This is a genomic window from Microbacterium soli, assembly GCF_039539005.1.
Taxonomy (GTDB): Bacteria; Actinomycetota; Actinomycetes; order Actinomycetales; family Microbacteriaceae; genus Microbacterium; species Microbacterium soli.
In genome coordinates this window covers 2,517,792-2,536,409 of sequence record NZ_BAABCP010000001.1, presented here as the reverse complement: position 1 = coordinate 2,536,409, position 18,618 = coordinate 2,517,792, and the positions used below count along the sequence as shown (strand labels likewise).

General features: G+C 70.0%; 19 protein-coding genes. 4 read left to right on the top strand and 15 right to left on the bottom strand.

Annotation, left to right across the window (positions count from 1 at the left end; all coding sequences use genetic code 11):
- Positions 1 to 64: 64 nt before the first annotated feature.
- From ABD770_RS11970 to ABD770_RS11955, 4 genes are read left to right on the top strand one after another with little or no spacing between them, the layout of a single operon-like run.
- Positions 65 to 643, top strand: coding sequence for a SipW-dependent-type signal peptide-containing protein (locus tag ABD770_RS11970; protein ID WP_344819791.1), 579 nt, complete (start codon positions 65 to 67; stop codon positions 641 to 643).
- Positions 622 to 1,281, top strand: a complete 660-nt coding sequence (locus ABD770_RS11965; RefSeq protein WP_344819790.1) for a SipW-dependent-type signal peptide-containing protein — start codon at positions 622 to 624, stop codon at positions 1,279 to 1,281. The genes ABD770_RS11970 and ABD770_RS11965 overlap by 22 nt, the downstream gene beginning before the upstream one ends.
- A gap of 8 nt (positions 1,282 to 1,289) precedes the next feature.
- Entirely contained in the window at positions 1,290 to 2,423 is a 1,134-nt protein-coding gene (locus ABD770_RS11960) for a S26 family signal peptidase (RefSeq protein ID WP_344819789.1), read from the top strand.
- Complete coding sequence (locus ABD770_RS11955) at positions 2,420 to 2,929, top strand: hypothetical protein (RefSeq protein ID WP_344819788.1); 510 nt, start codon at positions 2,420 to 2,422, stop codon at positions 2,927 to 2,929. Before ABD770_RS11960 ends, ABD770_RS11955 begins: the two co-directional genes overlap by 4 nt.
- Positions 2,930 to 3,014: 85 nt before the next feature.
- Here ABD770_RS11955 and ABD770_RS11950 read toward each other — a convergent pair whose 3' ends face one another.
- From ABD770_RS11950 to ABD770_RS11880, 15 genes are all read right to left on the bottom strand, one after another.
- Positions 3,015 to 3,371 (bottom strand): RNA polymerase-binding protein RbpA, encoded by a 357-nt coding sequence (locus ABD770_RS11950; RefSeq protein ID WP_344819787.1) that lies wholly within the window; start codon positions 3,369 to 3,371, stop codon positions 3,015 to 3,017.
- Positions 3,371 to 3,619 (bottom strand): preprotein translocase subunit SecG, encoded by a 249-nt coding sequence (secG, locus tag ABD770_RS11945; RefSeq protein WP_344819786.1) that lies wholly within the window; start codon positions 3,617 to 3,619, stop codon positions 3,371 to 3,373. Before secG ends, ABD770_RS11950 begins: the two co-directional genes overlap by 1 nt.
- An 84-nt stretch (positions 3,620 to 3,703) precedes the next feature.
- A complete protein-coding gene (gene tpiA, locus ABD770_RS11940) occupies positions 3,704 to 4,522 on the bottom strand; it encodes a triose-phosphate isomerase (protein ID WP_344819785.1) in 819 nt (272 codons plus the stop codon).
- Positions 4,513 to 5,727 (bottom strand): phosphoglycerate kinase, encoded by a 1,215-nt coding sequence (locus tag ABD770_RS11935; RefSeq protein WP_344819784.1) that lies wholly within the window; start codon positions 5,725 to 5,727, stop codon positions 4,513 to 4,515. The genes tpiA and ABD770_RS11935 overlap by 10 nt, the downstream gene beginning before the upstream one ends.
- Positions 5,728 to 5,737: 10 nt before the next feature.
- Positions 5,738 to 6,748: a type I glyceraldehyde-3-phosphate dehydrogenase gene (gene gap / locus ABD770_RS11930; protein ID WP_344819783.1), complete on the bottom strand. Its 1,011-nt coding sequence runs from the start codon at positions 6,746 to 6,748 to the stop codon at positions 5,738 to 5,740.
- Positions 6,749 to 6,848: 100 nt separating this feature from the next.
- On the bottom strand, positions 6,849 to 7,475 hold the full coding sequence (locus tag ABD770_RS11925) for a superoxide dismutase (protein ID WP_344819782.1): 627 nt from the start codon (positions 7,473 to 7,475) through the stop codon (positions 6,849 to 6,851).
- A 285-nt stretch (positions 7,476 to 7,760) separates the two neighbouring features.
- Positions 7,761 to 8,753, bottom strand: a complete 993-nt coding sequence (whiA, locus tag ABD770_RS11920) for a DNA-binding protein WhiA (RefSeq protein WP_344819781.1) — start codon at positions 8,751 to 8,753, stop codon at positions 7,761 to 7,763.
- An 88-nt stretch (positions 8,754 to 8,841) separates the two neighbouring features.
- Complete coding sequence (gene rapZ / locus ABD770_RS11915) at positions 8,842 to 9,714, bottom strand: RNase adapter RapZ (RefSeq protein WP_344819780.1); 873 nt, start codon at positions 9,712 to 9,714, stop codon at positions 8,842 to 8,844.
- 26 nt (positions 9,715 to 9,740) lie between these two features.
- Positions 9,741 to 11,630, bottom strand: a complete 1,890-nt coding sequence (gene uvrC / locus ABD770_RS11910; protein ID WP_344819779.1) for an excinuclease ABC subunit UvrC — start codon at positions 11,628 to 11,630, stop codon at positions 9,741 to 9,743.
- A complete protein-coding gene (gene uvrA / locus ABD770_RS11905; RefSeq protein WP_344819778.1) occupies positions 11,630 to 14,533 on the bottom strand; it encodes an excinuclease ABC subunit UvrA in 2,904 nt (967 codons plus the stop codon). Before uvrA ends, uvrC begins: the two co-directional genes overlap by 1 nt.
- Before the next feature lie 9 nt (positions 14,534 to 14,542).
- Complete coding sequence (locus tag ABD770_RS11900; protein ID WP_344819777.1) at positions 14,543 to 15,121, bottom strand: hypothetical protein; 579 nt, start codon at positions 15,119 to 15,121, stop codon at positions 14,543 to 14,545.
- Positions 15,118 to 16,371 carry a DUF58 domain-containing protein gene (locus ABD770_RS11895; RefSeq protein WP_344819776.1) on the bottom strand — a complete coding sequence of 418 codons (1,254 nt, stop codon included), beginning with the start codon at positions 16,369 to 16,371 and terminating at the stop codon, positions 15,118 to 15,120. The genes ABD770_RS11900 and ABD770_RS11895 overlap by 4 nt, the downstream gene beginning before the upstream one ends.
- A 51-nt stretch (positions 16,372 to 16,422) precedes the next feature.
- Positions 16,423 to 17,388: an AAA family ATPase gene (locus ABD770_RS11890; protein ID WP_344819775.1), complete on the bottom strand. Its 966-nt coding sequence runs from the start codon at positions 17,386 to 17,388 to the stop codon at positions 16,423 to 16,425.
- Positions 17,385 to 17,873 carry a hypothetical protein gene (locus ABD770_RS11885; RefSeq protein ID WP_344819774.1) on the bottom strand — a complete coding sequence of 163 codons (489 nt, stop codon included), beginning with the start codon at positions 17,871 to 17,873 and terminating at the stop codon, positions 17,385 to 17,387. The genes ABD770_RS11890 and ABD770_RS11885 overlap by 4 nt, the downstream gene beginning before the upstream one ends.
- Positions 17,870 to 18,616 (bottom strand): DUF4129 domain-containing protein, encoded by a 747-nt coding sequence (locus ABD770_RS11880; protein ID WP_344819773.1) that lies wholly within the window; start codon positions 18,614 to 18,616, stop codon positions 17,870 to 17,872. The genes ABD770_RS11885 and ABD770_RS11880 overlap by 4 nt, the downstream gene beginning before the upstream one ends.
- Positions 18,617 to 18,618 lie beyond the last annotated feature (2 nt).

Genomic DNA, 18,618 nt, shown 5'->3' with positions numbered 1-18,618 from the left:
ATCTCGGCATCCCAGTACACTGTCGCGCAGGCGTGACCCTGCACGCCGCCGAGAAGGGAATCTCATGAACCGAACCATCGTTGCTTCGGCAGCATCCGCATCCCTGCGCCGTCGCAGGATCTCCGCCGTCCTCGCCGGTGGACTCGTCCTCGGGGTCGGCGCCGCCGTCACCCTTGCGGCGTGGAACGACTCCGAGTGGGCGACGTCCACGTTCACCGCGGGATCGTTCGACCTCGAGGGATCCACGGACGGCGTCAACTTCACCGACCACGCTGCAGAGGACGATGCCGCCGGCCTCGGATTCGCCGTCGACGCCGACGACATCGTTCCCGGCCAGACTCTGTATGCGCTGTACTCGATTCGGCTCATCGGCACCGCGGACGGTGTGCTCACCGTGGAGCCGCCCACCATCAGCGGCGACAATGCCGCGAATCTGACGGCAGCGACCCGTCTCATCGATGGGACGACCTGCGATGCGAGCACGTTCGACGACGGCACGGCGACACCACCGGCCACGATCGCCGCGAGCGAGGACGGTTCCACCGGACAGCTCGACTTCTGCCTGCAGGTGACGGCCGGCCCGGACCTGACGCAGGAGGAGTCCGGGGTCGTGACCTGGCAGTGGACGGTCGAGAGCCAGTAACGCAGACCCGCCGCGGCCGGCGAGTCTCGCACAACGAGCAGCGCCGGCGCACGCTCCTGCGTGCGCGGGCGCTGCTCGCGGCTGCCCTGGTGCTCGGCATCGGCGGCACGGTGACCGTTGCGGCATGGACCGACCAGGAGCACGCCACGACGACGGTCACCGCGGGCAGGTTCGCGATCGAGTCGCGGGTCTCCGGCACGACATGGGCCTCGAACGACACGACGGCCGTGACTCTCCCGCTGGCCGCGACGGACCTGTATCCGAACCAGTCCCGCGCCGCCTGGGTGCAGCTGCGAACGGCTGCCGGTTCCGTGCCGGGCACGGTCTCGCTCACTGCGGTCCAGGTCGCACTGCCCGCCGACACCGCCCCGCACACGGATCTGCGCGATGCGCTCCGTGTCCGCGCTGCCCCCGTCGCGGATGTCGGAGGTTGCGGACCCGCGGCGGTTCTCGGACCCGACGTCGGTATCACGGCCGTGCCGCCCCAGTCCGCGCAGACGCTCGCGGGCGACGGCCAGAGCGTCGTCACGTATTGCATCGTGGTGTCGCTGCCCGCGACTGCGGTGTCCACCGCACAGGGCGGCCACGTCGAGGCGACGTGGACGTTCACCGGCACCACGGACGGAGTGCGGCCGTGAGAGCGGTGATGACCGGAATCGCGCGGGCACTGCGCGAGGGCCTGCTCACCCTCGCCGCCGCCGGAGGCGTCCTCTGCATCATCCTCACTGTTCTTGCCTTCACGGGAGGGTTCTCCCTGATCATGTTCAAGACCGGTTCCATGTCGCCCGCGATCCCTGCCGGGTCCGTCGCACTCGTCCAGCGCATCCCGGCGTCCGAGATCTCGATCGGCGACGTCGTGACCGTCGATCGCGACGGACAGCTCCCGATCACGCACCGTGTCATACGCATCGCCCCGGGGCCCACGAATGTCGAGCGATCGATCACGATGCAGGGCGACGCCAACGCATCGGAGGACCCCGATCCCTATGTGATCTCCGAGGGACGAGTCGTCCGCGGCTCGGTGCCCCGCCTCGCCCCGATGATCGTCTGGCTCGGCAGCCCCTGGGCGCTCGGCGGTCTCACGATCGCCGCAGCGCTTGTGGTCACCTGGGCGTTCTGGCCGCGCACCGATCCCGCGCCCGTCGGCGGCTCCGGGCCGCGTCACGGCCGACGACGACGGGGACCTCTCGGCATCGCGGTGATCGTCGCCACCGGCGTCGCACCACTCGTCCTCCCGCCCCCGGCGGCGCAGGCGGCGGGGCTCGTCTCGATCACGACGAATGCGGATGGCGGCGGCGTGCACGCACTCCACCCACGGATCCCGTTCGTGTGGGACGTCGACATCGACGCGTCGTCCGCTCCATCCGACGGCGACCTGGCTGTGGCGCTCAGCGGTTCAGGGCACGGCCTGCGGATCACGACCGAGGTGCACAGCTGCAGCGTGGCCTGGGAGTCATCGGGATGTCCTGGTGCGGAGTCGGCTCTGAACACGGCCGCCGTGCTCCCGCTGAACGGTTCGGAGCGGATGCTGCTGCGCACGGGCGCCCCATCGACGGCTCACCTGCGTATCGCTGTGACCGGCAGCGGCACCGAGGACGCACGAGCGACCCTCACGATCCGGGCGACCGCCGCGCAGACCAGCACCACCGCTCACCTCGGCGGCACGACCCTGCCCGCCACGGGCGGTGCGTCGCTGGGCCTCGTCGCAGCCCCGGCGGCGGTGCTCGTGGGACTGGGCGTCGCGATGCTCGCCGGTCGAGGAAACAGGAGGCCATCGTGAGACGGCGGCGCCGATCCATCGCGTCCGCGGCGGCACTGGTCTTCTGCGCGGCGGTCGCGGCGTTCAGCGGCCCCGCCGACGCACGATGGACCGCTGCGGCGTGGTCCGACGCGCACCGCGTCAGCGCATCCGTCTCCGCGGGCGCACTCGAGACTCCGACCATCACCTCCTGCGAGGTGCGCACTCTCCTGAACCTCGGGCTGGTCTTCACCGGCGTGACCATCACCTGGACGTCCGCCTACGAGCAGAGCGGGGTCGAGCTTCGCATCAGCGGCAGGACGATCCCGTCATCGGCGGTCACGCCCACCGGTTCGGGCCCCTACGTCTACACGGCGACCCTGTCCGACGATCTGCTCTCCTCGCTGCTCGGCGGCCTTCTCGGTTCGTCGAACCCCGTCGAGGTCACCGCGACGCATCCCGGCAGCGCGTGGGTCTCCCCGGCCGCGACCCGGACGCTCAGCGTGGGCGGTCTGCTCGGGCTCGCCGGTCGCAACGAGTGCACGTGAGAACCGCCCCGCGTCCCAGAGCCGACACGAGGAGCGCCCGGGATCATGTTCCCGGGCGCTCCTCGGCGATGTCCGTCGCGCGGACTCAGTTCTGTCCGCGACGCTCGCGCAACTGCGCGAGTGCCTCCTCGAGGAGCTGTTCGGCCTCCTCATCGGTACGACGCTCCTTCACATAGGCGAGGTGCGTCTTGTACGGCTCCGCCTTCGCGAGAGCCGGCGGGTTGTGCTTGTCGCGGCCTGCGGGCAGACCCGTGTGCGGATGGTCGATGATCTCCGGGATCTCCTCCTCGGGCAGCCCCGCGGCGAAGTACCGCACGGTCTCGTTGCCGAGCCCGTCCCAGTACGACACGGCGATGCGGTCCGCGTGGAAGCCGTGGTCCTGCTCTCCCATCGGACCCGAGCCGACCCGTGTGCCGCGGATCGCGTTGCCACCGGTCGCCATCAGATCACCGTGAACTTCGTGATGAGACCGAGTGCGACGATGACCGCGAACCAGACCAGCGCGAGCACCACGGTGAACCGGTTGAGGTTGCGCTCCGCCAGCCCGGAGGAGCCGACCGTCGCGGTCATGCCACCGCCGAACATGTCGGACAGACCGCCGCCGCGACCCTTGTGAAGAAGGATGAGGAGAGTCAGCAGGACGCTGCTGATGCCCAGCACCACCTGCAGTACGAACTCGAGAACCAGCACGGGATGAAGCCTTTCGCCAGGGCCGGTGGACGGCCCGCCTAGCTGTTGATTATAGGACGGAGCGCGACAGACGCCCCATCCGCCTCACACGCCGACGTGCTTCTGGTAGCGCACGATCGCCGCGAACTCGTCGACGACGAGGCTCGCACCCCCCACCAGCGCGCCGTCGACGTCGGGCTCCCGCATGAAGCCGGCGATGTTGCCGGATTTCACCGAACCGCCGTAGAGGATGCGGGTGCGCGCGGCGGCTTCCGCGTCCAGCACGCGGGAGATGGCGGCCCGCAGCGCGGCGCACACCTCCTGCGCCTGAGCCGGGGTCGCGGCCTGGCCGGAGCCGATCGCCCAGACCGGCTCGTAGGCGACCACGATGTCGGCGGACGTCGGAATCCCCTCAAGCGCCTTCTCGAGCTGCGCGACGGGGACCGCGCTGCCACCGAACCGCTCCAGGTCCTCCGCGGTCTCGCCCACGCAGATCACCGGCACCAGACCGTGCTTGAGTGCGGCCTTGACCTTGGCGTTGACGACGTCATCATCCTCGTTGTGGTACGCCCGGCGCTCCGAATGCCCGATGATGACCGAGCCGACCCCGAGCTTGGACAGGAACGCGCCCGAGACCTCCCCGGTGTACGCCCCGGAGTCGTGCGCGGACAGGTCCTGCGCCCCGAGGCCGAACGGGATCCTGTCGGCGTCGATCAGCGTCTGCACGGACCGGATGTCGGTGAACGGCGGGAAGACCGCGACGTCCACGGATCCCTCCTCGTGCCCGGCGTCCTTGAGCGTCCAGTGCAGCTTCTGCACGGTCGCCACCGCCTGCAGGTGATCGAGGTTCATCTTCCAGTTCCCCGCGATCAGTGGGGTGCGTCCCTTCTGCGCAGCAGAAGGATCGGTCGGATTCACTGCCATCCGAGGACCTCCAGTCCAGGTAGCTTCTTGCCTTCGAGGAATTCGAGGCTGGCGCCGCCTCCGGTGGAGATGTGCCCGAACGCGTCGTCGGAGAAGCCCAGCTGGCGCACCGCGGCGGCCGAGTCCCCGCCGCCGACGACACTCAGTCCGTCGACCTCCGTCAGCGCCTTCGCCACGGCCGTGGTGCCCGCGGCGAAGGCCGGGAACTCGAACACGCCCATCGGGCCGTTCCAGAACACCGTCTTGGATCCGCGGACGGTCTCCGCGAAGCGCGCAGCCGTCTCCGGCCCGATGTCCAGGCCGATGCCGGATGCACCGAAGGAGCTCTGCTCGATGGCATCCGCCGCCACGGTCTCGTGGTCGGCGTCCGCGGCGAACCCCGAGGCGACCACCACATCGGTGGGGAGCACCAGCTCCACCCCCCGCTCCTCCGCCTCCGCGATGTAACCGCGGACGGTGTCCAGCTGATCCTGCTCCAGCAGGCTCGAGGCGACCGCGTGCCCCTGGGCGGCGAGGAAGGTGAAGAGCATGCCACCGCCGATGAGAAGGCGGTCCACCCGTGGCAGGAGGTGCGCGATGACACCCAGCTTGTCGCTGACCTTCGAGCCGCCGAGCACCACGGAATAGGGTCGCTGCGGGGTCTCGGTCAGACGGTCGAGCACGTCCAGCTCGGCGGCGATCAGCAGGCCCGCGGCGGAGGGCAGCAGCTGCGCGAGCTCGTAGACGCTGGCCTGCTTGCGGTGCACGACGCCGAAGCCGTCGGACACCATCGCGTCGGCCAGGGCCGCCAGCTCGGACGCGAACGCCTTCCGCGCCGCTTCGTCCTTGGCGGTCTCGCCCGCGTTGAAGCGGAGATTCTCCAGCAGGACGACGCCGCCGGGCTCCACCGCGACGGAGGCCTCGCGCGCGGACTCGCCCACGGTGTCGCTGGCGAAGGCGACGGACCTGCCCAGCAGCTCGGACAGTCGCCGCGCGACCGGCTCCAGGCTGTACTGCGGATCGGCGGTGCCGTCGGGCCGACCGAGATGCGAGCACACGATCACCCGTGCGCCGGCGTCGATGAGGGTGTTGAGAGTCGGCAGAGAGGCGCGAACGCGGCCATCGTCCGTTATGACGCCGTCCCGCAGCGGGACGTTCAGGTCACAACGGACGATGACGCGCTTGCCCTCCAGCGATCCCAGGGAGTCCAGGGTGCGCAGAGTCATGTGTATGAGCTTAGAGGCGCTCTGCCACGTACTCGGTCAGGTCGACGAGGCGGTTGGAGTAGCCCCACTCGTTGTCGTACCAGCTGGACACCTTGACGAGGTTGCCGCTGACGTTGGTCAGCGCGGCGTCGAACACGGACGAGTGCGGGTTCTGCTGGATGTCGCTGGAGACGATCGGATCCTCGTTGTACTCCAGGATGCCCTCCAGACGCCCCTCGGTGGCGGCGGCGCGGTATGCGGCGTTGACCTCGTCGACGGTCAGATCGTCGCGGTCCGCGACGATCGTCAGGTCGACGATCGAGCCGGTGGGCACCGGCACCCGGTACGACGAGCCGCTGAGCTTCCCGTTGAGCTCCGGCAGGACCAGGCCGATGGCCTTGGCGGCGCCCGTCGAGGCGGGGACGATGTTGATCGCCGCGGCGCGAGCGCGACGCAGGTCCTTGTGCGGACCGTCCTGCAGGTTCTGGTCGGCGGTGTAGGCGTGAGCGGTCATCATGAAGCCGCGCTGGATGCCGAAGGTGTCGTTGAACACCTTGGCCAGGGGTGCGAGGCAGTTCGTGGTGCACGAGGCGTTCGAGATGACATGGTGGTTGGCCGGGTCGTAGCCGTCCTCGTTCACGCCCACGACGAACGTGCCGTCGACACCGGTCCCGGGAGCCGAGATGATGACCTTCTTGGCTCCGCCGCCGATGTGCTTGGCCGCGTCCTCGGCGTTGGTGAAACGTCCGGTCGACTCGATGACGATGTCCACACCCAGCTCGCCCCACGGCAGCTTGGCGGGGTCGCGCTCCTCGAACACCTTGATGGCCTTGCCGCCGACGGTGATGATGTCGCCCTCGTGCGACACCGCAGCACCCAGAGGACCGCCGACCGAGTCGTACTTCAGGAGATGCGCGAGCGCCGCGTTGTCTGTGAGGTCGTTGACGGCGACGATCTCGAGGTCAGCGTGCTGAGCGAGGGCTGCACGAAGGAAGTTTCTTCCGATACGACCGAAGCCGTTGATACCGATCTTGACAGACACGAAAGTCTCCTGGTTCTTGATCAAGGAAATGCGTAAAAATCGCGGATTGCGCGGACAACGGCGTCCTGATGGGCGAAATGTCCATCAGGACGCCCATGTTTTACGACATTACCAGCAGACCGGAGGTCTTCTCACGCGCTGTTTCAAACCGCTGAGCGACGTTCTCCCAGTTCGCGATGTTCCAGGCCGCCTTGATGTAGTCCGCCTTGACGTTCAGGTAGTCGAGGTAGAAGGCGTGCTCCCACATGTCGAGCTGGAACAGCGGGATGGTGCCCTGCGCGCTGTTGGCGTGCTGGTCGAACAGCTGCTGGATGATCAGTCGTGCGCCGATCGGGTCCCAGCTGAGCACGGCCCAGCCCGAGCCCTGGATGCCGGCAGCAGCCGCCGCGAAGTGCGCCTGGAACTTCTCGAACGAGCCGAAGAACTCGTCGATGGCCGCTTTCAGCTCGCCCTCCGGCTGCCCGCCGCCGTTGGGCGAGAGGTTGGTCCAGAAGATCGAGTGGTTCACGTGACCGCCGAGGTTGAACGCGAGGTCCTTCTCGAGCTTGTTGACGTTCGCGAGGTTGCCCGTCTCGCGCGCCTCCTCGAGCGCTGCGAGCGCAGCGTTCGCACCGGCCACATACGCGGCGTGGTGCTTGTCGTGATGCAGCTCCATGATCTTGCCGCTGATGTGCGGCTCAAGGGCTGCGAAGTCGTACGGAAGGTCGGGCAGCGTGTAGGTCGCCATGTCGATTTCATCCAATCCGCGCCGCGCCGCGGCGCTTGCGTTCTCCGCGATGCCGTGTGCACCGCGGAGCAGACGTTTCACATCCTACTGACGGCAACGACCGCAGCGGAGGGATCCTTCCCGGATGACGGCATGCGCTCGCCGGCACCTGCCTGACGCGGCCGACAGGAGCGGGGATGCAGCGCGTGTGTCGCCGCATGACATCCCCTTCCGGGAGGGAGCGCACCACCCCTCCCCCGCAGCGAGCGACGATGCGAGGTGCGATGATGCCGGGAGCCGTGGGCTTCAGTCGTCGAGGCCTGCGGGGACCGCCGCCTCCGTGCCGGGGATGCCCTCCGCCTGGGCGCGCTTGTCCGCCATCGCGAGCAGGCGACGGATGCGTCCGGCGACGGCGTCCTTGGTCAGAGGCGGCTCGGCCTGGTGACCCAGCTCGTCCAGGCTCGCGTCGCGGTAGCGCAGGCGCAGGTTGCCCGCCGTGCGCAGATGATCGGGCACGTCGTCGCCGAGGATCTCAAGGGCGCGCTCGACGCGTGCGCAGGCTGCCACGGCGGCCTGCGCGGAGCGGCGGAGATTCGCGTCATCGAAGTTCACCAGTCGGTTCACCCCGGCGCGCACCTCGCGGCGCTGACGCATCTCCTCCCAGGTCGCCGCCGTGCGACGGGCGCCCATGGCGGTCAGGACCGCACGGATGGCCTCGCCCTCGCGGACGACCACGCGCGGCAGGCCGCGCACCTCGCGGGCCTTGGCGGTGACGCCGAGACGGTGGGCCGCGCCCACCAGCGCCATGGCGGCCTCGCCGGACGGGCAGGACACCTCAAGCATGGCGGAACGGCCCGGTTCGCTCAGCGAGCCCGCCGCGAGGAAGGCGCCCCGCCAGATGCCGGCGAGCTCCTCGGGAGCTCCCGTGGTCAGACGGTTCGGGAGCCCGCGCACGGGACGCCGACGGGCGTCGAGCAGGCCGGTCTGGCGGGCGAGGGTCTCCCCCGCGCCGATCACGCGCACCGCCCACCGGGCTCCGTCACCGACGGTGCTGGTCTGCGCGATGCTGGACTTGACCTGCGCGATCTCCGGACGCACGCCGTAGATCTCCGCGAGATCGCGACTCACCCGGCGCGCGAGCTTCTCGGCATCCACCTCGGCCTCCACAGCCACCCGCCCGGCGATGGAGTGCAGCCCACCGGCGAAGCGGAGAATCGTCGTCACCTCGGCGACACGCACGCTGGGGGGTGCGTTGCGGATGCTGACGAGTTCGGCTTTGACGTCGGTGGTTAGTGCCACGGGGCTCCTTCACGATCCTTGCGTCGGCCTCCGACGCAAGGATCCAGCCTACAAGGCCGAGGCGGCTCCGCCCGCCTCGATGCCGTGTTCATTCCCGTCCCAGGTCGCGGTGGCGGACGTTGACGGCGACGCCGGGGACGTCCGCGAGCCGCCGCGCGAGCTCGACGGCGGTCGCCACGGAGCGGTGCTTCCCGCCCGTGCAGCCGATCGCGACGGTGGAGTGGCTCTTGTTCTCGCGCTGGTACCCTTCCAGCACCTGCCTGAGAGCCGTCGTGTACGCCTCCAGGAACTCCTGCGCGCCGGGCCGGGAGAGCACGAAGTCGCGCACCTCGGCGTCCTCGCCGTCATGGTCGCGCAGCTCCTCGTTCCAGAACGGGTTGGGCAGGAACCTCATGTCGGCGACGTGGTCGACATCCGTCGGCAGCCCGTACTTGAACCCGAAGCTCAGGATGGTGAGCCGGTGCCGCGCGGCGCCCTCCTCCGCGAACATCTCGGAGACCTGGATGGCCAGCTGATGGATGTTCAGGCCGGAGGTGTCGATCAGCAGGTCGGCCGCCTCGCGGACCGGCGCCAGCCGAAGACGCTCGGCACGGATGCCGTCCAGGAGCGTGCCGTCGCCCTGCAGCGGATGCGGGCGTCGGACGGACTCGTACCTGCGCACGAGAACGTCATCCGAGGCTTCGAGGAAGAGCACTTTCACGTCGCCTCGGGAGCGCAGCGCATGCACGACACCGGAGAAGTCGTCGAACAGGCTGCCTCCGCGCGCATCCACGACTGCCGCGATCCTCGGAAGGTTCCCCGCGCCCATGTCCGTGAGGTCCAGAAGCGGGCGCAGCATCTGCGGAGGCAGGTTGTCCACGACGTACCAGCCGAGGTCCTCCAGCGCGTTCGCGGCGGTCGTGCGCCCGGCACCCGACATCCCCGTGACGATCAGGAACTGGCCTGCTTCAGCGGTCGCCATCGTGCCTCCCTTCCCTGCCTCCCAGCCTATCCGCTCGAGGGTGCGCGATCACCGGCGAGGTGGGCGTGGATGGCGGACGCCAGCCGCGGTCCGATGCCGTCGACCTCGGTGATCTGCTCCTCCGTCGCGGCGCGCAGCGCCGCCACCGATCCGAAGTGCTTGAGCAGCGACTTGATCCGCGCCGCGCCGAGCCCGGGAATCTCGCTGAGCACCGTCGTGATGTCCCGTCGTCGTCGCCGCCGCTGATGGGTGATGGCGAAGCGATGGGCCTCGTCGCGCAACCGCTGGACGAGGTAGAGCGCTTCGCTGGTGCGCGGGAGGATCACGGGGAAGTCGTCGTCGGGGAGCCAGATCTCCTCGAGCCGCTTGGCGATGCCGCACAGCGCGATGTCGGTGCGCCCGCTGTCGCGCAGCGCGCGCGCCGCCGCCTGGACCTGGGGTCGGCCGCCGTCGACGATCAGCAGCTGCGGACGATAGGCGAACCGCGGTCGGCGCCCCGGGCCGGATTTCTCCTCGTCGACCGCCGAACCGGCATCGGTCTCGATGCGCGCGAGCCTGCGCATGAGCACCTGATACATCGAGTCGGTGTCATCCGTCGTCTCGGCGATGTTGTAGGAGCGGTACTGATCCTTGCGCGGGAGTCCGTCCTCGAAGACCACCATCGAGGCCACCACGTTGGTCCCGCCCAGGTGGGAGATGTCGAAGCACTCGATGCGCAGCGGCGCCTCGCCCATGCCCAGCGCCTCCTGAAGATCCGTGAGCGCCTGTGTGCGCGCGACGTAATCTCCGGCGCGCCGGGTCTTGTGCCGCAGCAGCGCCTGCTGGGCGTTGAGCGTCGCCGTGCGCATGAGCTCGGCCCGTTGCCCACGATGGGCGACCTTCAGCGCGACCCGCCGTCCCCGCCGCTCGCACAGCCACTGCTCCAGCTCGACCGACGCCTCCGGGAGCACGGGGACGAGCACGCGCCGAGGGATGTCGTCGGAGTCGCCGTACACGCGCTGCAGCACCTGGTCGACCAGTTCGCCGCCGGAGATGTCGAGCTCCTTGTCGAGGGTGAGCGAGCGCACACCGCGAACGCGCCCGCCGCGGATCACGAAGTGCTGCACGGCGGCCGACAGCTCGTCCTCGGCGATGCCGAACAGGTCCGCATCCTCGTCGGCGGGCAGCACCAGCGCGCTCTTGCTCAGCACGGCGTCGATCGACGCCAGCTTGTCCCGGAACCCCGCGGCGGCCTCGTAGTCCATGGCGGCGGATGCCGCCAGCATCCGCTCGGTCAGCTCGCGCGTGAACCTCTCGTCACCGCCCTCCATGAAGGCGATGAAATCGTCGACCATGGCACGATGCTCCTCGATCGTGCAGGTCATCGAGCACGGCCCGCCGCAGCGCCCGATCTGACCGGGGAAGCAGGGGCGGCCGGTCTGCATGGCCCGCCGATAGCTGGCGTCGCTGCAGGTGCGGATGGGGAACGCCTTGATCATCAGATCGATGGTCTCGTGCACCGCCCACACTTTCGGGTACGGCCCGAAGTACCGCGCGCCCGGGATCCTCCGGTTCCTCGTGACGATCACGCGCGGTGCCTCGTCGGCGAGCGTGATGGCCATGAACGGGTAGGACTTGTCGTCCTTGTAGCGCACGTTGAAGGGCGGATCGAACTCCTTGATCCACATGTACTCCAGCTGCAGCGCGTCGACGTCCGTGGCGACGACCGTCCACTCCACGGATGCCGCGGTCGTCACCATCCGCCGGGTGCGCTCGTGCAGGGTCTGCAGCGGGGCGAAGTAGTTCGACAGTCGCTGACGGAGGCTCTTCGCCTTGCCGACGTACAGAACGCGCCCTTCGGCATCACGGAAGCGGTAGACGCCCGGATCCGTCGGGATCTCCCCGGTGCGGGGCTTGTACGGCAGGACGTCGGCCATCAGCCCGCCCTGCGCGCCGCCCGGTCCGCGGCCGGCGCGAGCCCGGGCAGGATCTCGGCGAGGAAGCGCCCGGTGTGGCTCTCCTCCACCTCGGCGATCTGCTCCGGCGTGCCCGTGGCGAGGACCTCGCCGCCGCCCGAGCCCCCTTCGGGGCCGAGGTCGATCACCCAGTCGGCGGACTTGATGACGTCGAGGTTGTGCTCGATCACGACGACGGTGTTGCCCTTGTCGACGAGGCCGCCCAGCACCTCGAGGAGCTTGCGGACGTCTTCGAAGTGCAGACCGGTGGTCGGCTCGTCGAGCACGTAGATGCTGCGGCCGCGCGAGCGGCGCTGGAGCTCGGTGGCGAGCTTGACGCGCTGCGCCTCGCCGCCGGAGAGCGTCGTGGCGGACTGTCCGAGGCGGACGTAGCCGAGCCCCACGTCGACGAGCGTCTTCATGTAGCGATGGATGGCCTGGATGGGCTCGAAGAACTCCGCCGCCTCGGCGATGGGCATCTCCAGGACCTCGGCGATGTTCTTGCCCTTGTACTGCACGGAGAGCGTGTCCCGGTTGTACCGCTTTCCGTGGCACACCTCGCAGTCCACGTACACGTCCGGCAGGAAGTTCATCTCGATCTTGATCGTGCCGTCGCCCGAGCAGGCGTCGCAGCGCCCCCCCTTGACGTTGAAGCTGAACCTGCCCGGCTGATAGCCGCGCATCTTCGCCTCCGGCGTCTCGCTGAACAGGGTGCGGATGCGGTCGAAGACCCCGGTGTAGGTCGCCGGGTTCGACCTCGGAGTGCGACCGATCGGCGCCTGGTCGACATGCACGACCTTGTCGAGGTTCTCGATCCCGGTGACGCGGGTGTGCTTGCCGGGGACTGTTCGCGCGCCGTTGAGCCGGCCCGCGAGCACCTGGTAGAGGATGTCGTTGACCAGGGAGGACTTGCCGGAGCCGCTCACACCGGTCACGGCCGTGAGCACCCCGAGCGGGAAGTCGACCGTGACGTTCTTGAGGTTGTTGGCCCGCGCCCCGACGACGCTCAGCATCCGCTTCCTGTCGATCCGGCGGCGCCGGACGGGCGTCGGGATCTCCCGGCGTCCGGCGAGGTAGTCGCCGGTCATGGATGCCGTCTCGCCCAGCAGCGCGGAGTACGGGCCGGAGTGCACGACCTCTCCCCCGTTCACCCCCGCACCGGGGCCGATGTCGACGACCCAGTCCGCGGCCTGGATGGTCTCCTCATCGTGCTCGACGACGATGAGCGTGTTGCCGAGGTCCCGCAGGCGCATGAGCGTCTCGATGAGCCGGCGGTTGTCGCGCTGATGCAGACCGATGGACGGCTCATCGAGCACGTACAGCACGCCGGTGAGCCCGGACCCGATCTGCGTCGCGAGCCGGATGCGCTGGGCCTCCCCGCCGGAGAGCGAGCCGGCCGAGCGGCCGAGGTTCAGATACGACAGCCCCACCTGCAGGAGGAACTCCAGGCGCAGCCGGATCTCCCGCAGCACCTGCGCGGCGATCTTCGCCTCGCGGTCGGTGAGCTCGAGGGTGCGCATGAACGTGTCGGCATCGGCCAGGCTCAGACTCGACACCTCGGCGATGGAGTGACCGTGGACCTTGACCGCCAGCACCTCGGGCTTCAGTCGCGCTCCTGCGCAGACCGGGCACGGCACCTCGCGAAGGTACTCCCCCCACCGGCTGCGCTGCGTGTCGGACTCGGCCTGCATGTACTGCCGCTCGATGTAGGGCACCACGCCCTCGAACCCGGAGGTGTACCGCATCTCGCGTCCGTAGCGGTTGCGCCATTTGACGCTGACCTTGTAGTCGTTGCCGCGCAGCACGGCCTCCCGCACATCGGAGTGCAGCTGGTTCCACGGCGTGTCGAGGGAGAAGTCGAGATCGCGGGCGAGCCCCTCCAGCAGTCGTTCGTAGTACTGGAACAGCCCCTTGCCCTGCGTCGTCCACGGCAGGATGACGCCCTCGCGGATCGACAGGTCCTCGTCGCCCAGCATGAGGTCGACGTCCACCGACATGCGCGTGCCGAGACCCGCACAGGCCGGGCATGCGCCGAACGGCGCGTTGAACGAGAAGGTGCGCGGCTCGATCTCGGTGAGCGTGATCGGATGCCCGTTGGGGCACGCCAGCTTCTCGGAGAACGACTGCCAGGCGTCGTCCCCGGTCTCGTCGACGAAGTTCACCTGCATGATCCCGCCGGCCAGTCGCAGCGCCGTCTCCACGGAATCCGTGACACGGCCGAGAATGTCCGCGGAGGCGACGAGTCGATCGACGACGACGGCGATGTCGTGCTTGTAGCTCTTCTTCAGCAGAGGTGGCTCGGCGAGCTGGATGAGATCGCCGTCCACGATCGCCCGGGAATAGCCCTTGGCGCCGAGCTCTTTGAACAGGTCTACGAACTCGCCCTTCTTCTGCGTGACGACGGGCGCGACGATCTGATAACGTGTGCGCTCGGGCAGCTCCATGAGCTGATCAGCGATCTGCTGCACGGTCTGGCGCTGGATGCGCTCCCCGCACTCCGGGCAGTGCGGGACGCCGATGCGCGCCCACAGCAGGCGCATGTAGTCGTGGATCTCGGTGATCGTGCCGACCGTCGAGCGTGGGTTGCGGTTGGTCGACTTCTGGTCGATCGAGACGGCGGGGCTCAGCCCCTCGATGAAGTCGACGTCGGGTCTGTCCACCTGACCCAGGAACTGACGGGCGTACGCGCTCAGTGATTCGACGTAGCGGCGCTGCCCCTCGGCGAAGATCGTGTCGAACGCCAGGCTCGACTTCCCCGATCCCGACAGACCGGTGAAGACCACGAGGGAATCGCGGGGGATGTCGAGATCGACGTTCTTGAGGTTGTGCACGCGGGCACCGCGGACACTGAGCTTTCCGGACGAGGCGACGGGAACGATGGGCACCGATCAAGTCTATGAGGGGCCGCCGACATCGGGGCCCGTGCGGCCGCGCATCGGGGCGGAAGCGGGCGCGGGGAAGGCGCGCTGCCGCTGCCCGCGCAGCCTGCCGACCATGAGGATCGTGAACGCGAGGACGGCCAGTGCCCCCGCGATGACCGCGGCGGGAAGGCCACTGTGCCCGGCCACCAGCCAGGCGCCCGCACCCACCGCCTGGCCGACCAGCTGCACGAGCAGGAAGCACCGTGCTGCGGGCCGCAGGGCGGCGAGTGCGATCCGAGACCGCAACGGCACCACGAGCATCAGCGAACCGAGGACGTGCAGCGCGTGCACGGCGCCGATGACCGCGGCGGTCCGCCAAGGGTTCGGCGGAGCGAGCAGCAGGCTCACGGTCGGCACCGCGGCGGCCAGCCATGCTCCCCCCGACTGACGCACGATGCCGCCCAGGAGCGCCAGCGCGCCCGCCGCGCCGACCCACCCCTGCGGCAGGCCCATCGCGGCGCTCGCTCCCGTGGCCGCCGCGGCCGCCACCACGGGCAACACGGAACCGGGGATGGCCGGACCGATGTCGAGGCGCACCTCGCGCATCCTCATCGTCGCCTCCCCGTCGGCAGCGCACCGGGGATGCGCGCCAGCGCCGCCAGCGCACCGTCGATCCCCTCCGATGACCACCGGACGGTCTCGACGGCCGCGTCGCGCAGCTGCTGCAGCATGTCCTCGCGCTCGTCGAGCAGCACTCGCAGCGCGAGGTCGCGCTCGAGCGTCAGCCGACCCCGATCGAGCTCCGGCAGCGTGTCGACCGCGACGACCCGATGCCCGCTCGCCCGCCAGCGCATCGCGAGCTCCGCGGCAGCGCCGTCGAAGAACGTCGAGAGCATGTAGATGATGGAGCCGTGCGGAACGGGCGGCGTGCGGCGGAAGCGCGCGTCATCGCCGCCACGGCCGCAGGCGGAGATCTCCGCGACCAGCCGCGCCAGCTGTCGCCGCCCTCCACCGCTGCGCACGGAGCGCCCGCCGTGCGCGAGGGAATGGAACGCCACCCGATCGCCCTGCGCGATCGTGGCCTCGGCGATCGACCGGGCCGCGCTGCGCGCATGGTCCAGCGAGGTCACTCCGCTGCGGTCGGGCGCTGCACGACCCCACGTCGCCACGACGGCTCCCAGGTCGTCCGCCGTGTCCATCATGATGACGGCCGAGGCATCGCTGAGGGAGTTCGTCCGCCGCACGAACAGCTCGTCCGGCCTGCGGGCCGCGCGAGCGGTGGCTCTCCAGTCGACGCGTCGCAGCTCGTCCCCCGGGGCGAACGCATGGATGTCGCGGAAGTCGCCGCCCTGTCCCTGCCGGACGCCCTCGTGCGCGCCGTGCAGGCCCGTCAGGCGCGGTGCCAGCGGCAGTCGGGGGAGCCGGCGCGGAAGCGGTCGCACGGCGCGCATCGCGGCGGCCGCGGGCTGCGGTGCACCCAGCGACCCGGCATCCGCGTCCAGAGTCCGCACCGCGGCCTCCACGGTGACGAGCGGCCCGGAGTGCAGCGGTCGCACGCTCGAGCGCAGCCGTGCACGCGAGGGGACGAACACACGACGACGGATGCGCTCGGCCTGGATCACCGCCACTTCCACCATCTCCGCATCCGAGTCGATGACGATCTCGTCGAGAAGCGGGCCGTCCTCGGCATCCCCCACCCGCTCGATGCGCACGCCGACGGCGCTGACGGCACCGACGCCGATGCGCGTGAACGACCGCACCGCCCACAGGGCGAGCGGCAGCCCGACCGCGATGACATCCGGGCGCGACAGCAGCACGCCCGCGAGGAGCGCCGTCAGCGCACCCAGGACCGCGATGTGCACCGACGGACTCGCCCGTCGCTGCGGCCCGCGCCTCTCTCCCGCGCTCACTGTTCAGTCTCGGACGGTCGCGATGCTCGGCGGGACGGGGACCTCGTGCACGAGGGCGGAGACGACATCGGCTGGGTCCACACCCTGCGCCCAGGCCTGCGGCGTGAGGGTGAGCCGGTGTGCGAGAACGGGACCCGCGATGCGCTTGATGTCGTCGGGACGCACGTAGTCGCGCCCGTCCAGAGCCGCCAGCGCGCGTCCCAGCAGCGCGAGCGACTGCGATCCGCGCGGAGACGCCCCCACCGCGATGTGGGAGGCGGAGCGGGTGGCCGCGGCCAGCGCCACGCAGTACGCCGCGACATCGGGGTCGATGTGGATGCCCTCGACGGCCTGCTGCATCCGGAGGAGCTCTCCCGGCGCGAGCACGGCGTCGACGGGCGCGGACTCCTGCTGCCTGCGCACGCGTCCCAGTACGATCTCCGTCTCGCCGTGCTGGTCGAGATACCCCACGGACAGCCGCACCATGAAGCGGTCCAGCTGCGCCTCTGGGAGTGCGTACGTGCCCTCGTACTCGATGGGATTCGCCGTCGCGATCACATGGAACGGCGGCGCCAGCGGGAAGCTGTTGCCCTCCACCGTCACCTGCCGCTCGGCCATGGCCTCGAGCATCGCGGACTGGGTCTTCGGTGTCGTGCGGTTGATCTCGTCGGCCAGCAGCAGGCCTGTGAAGACGGGGCCGGGCCGGAACTCGAACTCCCCCGTCCCCGGCGCGTAGACGTACGATCCGGTGACATCGCCGGGAAGCATGTCAGGAGTGCACTGCAGGCGCCGGAAGGACAGGCCGAGAGCGGATGCCAGGCTCCGCGCCGCGAGGGTCTTGCCCAGACCCGGCACATCCTCGAAGAGCACATGACCGCCGGCGAGGATCGCCGCCAGTGCGATCTCCAGCGGCCCGTCCATGCCGACGACCGCTGTCGCGACGGACTCGCGGATGCGACGGCCGGTCTCCTCGATGCGCTCGATGTTCATCCGTTCTCCTCCTGCACGGGCTGCCCTCTCGTCGATCCTGCCAGTCGTTCCGATGCCGCGAGTGCGTCGCGCAGATCGCCGACGGTCGTGCGGCGGCCGTTCAGCCGCGCCCAGAGGCCATGGCCCAGCAGGTCCTCGACGAGGTCGGACTGACGGTCGTCATCGACGTCGATGCCTCGACGCTGCAGCCGCCGCCGCAGCGTCGCGCGCACCCGACGGGTGACGGCCTCGTTGACGGTGCCCGTCCGGCCGCTGATGGCCCACGCCAGTCGCGACACCTCCGAACCGATGTGCTCGGAGGCGGGCGGCCGGCCCGGAGCGTCGACACGCGGGTCCTCCGGCATCTGCAGGCCGAACAGCATCGTGATCGCACCGACCAGCACCGCCCATGCCCAGGCGAACTCGGTCTGCACGCCGACCACGACGAACAGCAGCCCGGCGACGACGCCGACGACCGCAGCCACGGCCAGCGCGCGCAGCGTCATCGGCTCCACCCGTCCTCGATGCGCGCGAGCGCCTCCGCCGCGGCCGACCGCTCCTGCTCCCCGGCGGTGCGGCCGGCGTATCTGACGCCCTCGTACAGGCCGAGCAGACGACGGGCCGGCTCCTCGATGCCGGGCCGGTGCAGCAGCATCCGCAGTGTGAACTCGACCTGGGTCTCGCTGGACGCACGGCCGGCGCCGGAGTCGGCCGCCGTCTCCTCCAGCCCCAGCCATGCGGCGACGATGGCGTCCGAGGGATCGGTGCGCGCGTCGATGGCCGCGCGCGCCGCGGCGATCCCCCGTCTGACCACGGGCGCATCCGGTTCGGGCTCCGCGGGCGCATCGCCGCCCGCCGCGTCGAGATCCGTGGCCACGGGCGCCTGCCGTCGCAGCGGGCGCTCCCGCCAGGCCGCCAGCACGGCGCGCACGACCCACACGAGCACCAGCACCGCCACCGCGATGGCGATCACCACGAGGACGATGCCGATGATCTTCAGGAAGAGGTCGCCGCCGCCCACGAGGTCTCCGGGCAGGGCGCCGTCAGTCGGGGCGGGCGGACGGGGCTCGGGAAGGATCGGGGCGGTCTGCTCCGGAGCGGGCCGGAAGCTGGGATGCCCGGCGACCGCGGCGGCGAGGATCGCGACGACGAACAGGAGGACGACACCCGCGAGCGGCGCGAACGGGCGCCGTCGCGGCGGGCGCGCGCCCTGCTCGTCCTGCCCGGACTCGACGATCACGGTGTTCATCG